We start from the raw sequence: 1,296 nt of genomic DNA, 5'->3' as shown, positions 1-1,296 counted from the left end.
GGCTTGTAAATGAAAGAGCAATCAATAACATCAAGGCTATAAATTTTTTCATGTTCTCTTCTCCTTTTCGTACCGTATTTTCTAAAGACAATTTCGGGTCTTTTCCCAGTACTTTGCAGGATGTCTGATCGTTGTGCTGCTACGTAAGTTTCCATAATAATTTTCCAGCCCTATAGCATCGTGATAGTACATAAGACTATAAGCGTGAACGCTCAGTCCATAGTGCAGCAGTATTCGTTCTTTATCGCTTAAAAAAATCTGCTGAAATCATTTCGTTCAATCCTGTACTTTTGGTAAAATCCTTTTGGCAGTATAGGGCATAATTCCGTAGGAACGTGAGTAGTCCAATGATGAGGTTATACAAAGATAGTTGAATGGGTTCATATATTACGGTGAATGCTATCTGATCAAGCTTTTCTACCAAGTCTAAGCTGTCTTCATTTTTCGAGTGTTTTTTGCAAAAACGAGTAAATTCATGTGATTTATGTCTTATTTCGATGTACTGTTCTACGATGTCGTCACCGGGGATGTCTAACAATATACAGCAGCAATGGATTGTTATGATGTTAAAATCAGGGGGCGTAAGATTTCGCTGTTTTCAATTCTTTACAGGCTGCCTTTATCAAGGCCAACCGCTTCTTGCAGCTTCGATAGGCCCATTTCTTTCTTCTGCCGATAGCACTGTACACTAAATTAGCTCCCCAAGCGCTGTGGCTTCGCAGCAACGGTATTCATAGTTTCACCTCCCTTCGGCAATGCAATTTTCAACCATCTATATTTTACCATGTGTTTTGCGAAATACAAGCACTTTTTTACGAGTTACCCATTTTGTGTGATATAAATACAAAAAAAAGATAGCACTCAGAAGGTGTTTCGTCCTTTGTGTAGTTTATTCATAGTTTGTCTCAGGCCTGTTGATTAACCAAATTACTCCATATCAAAATAATCGCGATTCTCCTAATAGAATACAATGAATCCGTAACTGCCACTCAACGGAAAGCGAACAGAAAACAACTAATCGGGCAAACCGGGCAAACGAAAGAACGGCATGCCGAGGCAAGCCGGTGTTCGTAACATCATACAGCCATTTGAGAAGAACATAGGTAATCAAGGCTCCAAATAGCTGTCCATATACGGCATTTTCAGTCGTACCGAACAACGTAGGAACGTTTACATGTTGCTTGATCCAGCGGAAAAAGACCTGTCGGGTAAAGGACTGGCGCGGTGCTGTAGGCCCGTTTCCAGCCCCTCCCCATAAGAACTGCTCGTGAGGTTTTCCCTCAAGCAGCTCACCCC

Annotated in this window: 1 pseudogene; it reads right to left on the bottom strand. The window is 41.2% G+C overall.

Going from position 1 to position 1,296, the window contains the following annotated elements:
- Nucleotides 1-937: 937 nt before the first annotated feature.
- Nucleotides 938-1,296: pseudogene (locus PPOP_RS25495) on the bottom strand (hypothetical protein); the annotation flags it as partial.

This window comes from Paenibacillus popilliae ATCC 14706 (assembly GCF_000315235.1).
In the GTDB taxonomy this organism is placed as follows: domain Bacteria; phylum Bacillota; class Bacilli; order Paenibacillales; family Paenibacillaceae; genus Paenibacillus_B; species Paenibacillus_B popilliae.
Note: the sequence above shows the minus strand (reverse complement) of the source record. Positions and strands in the feature narration are given on the sequence as shown.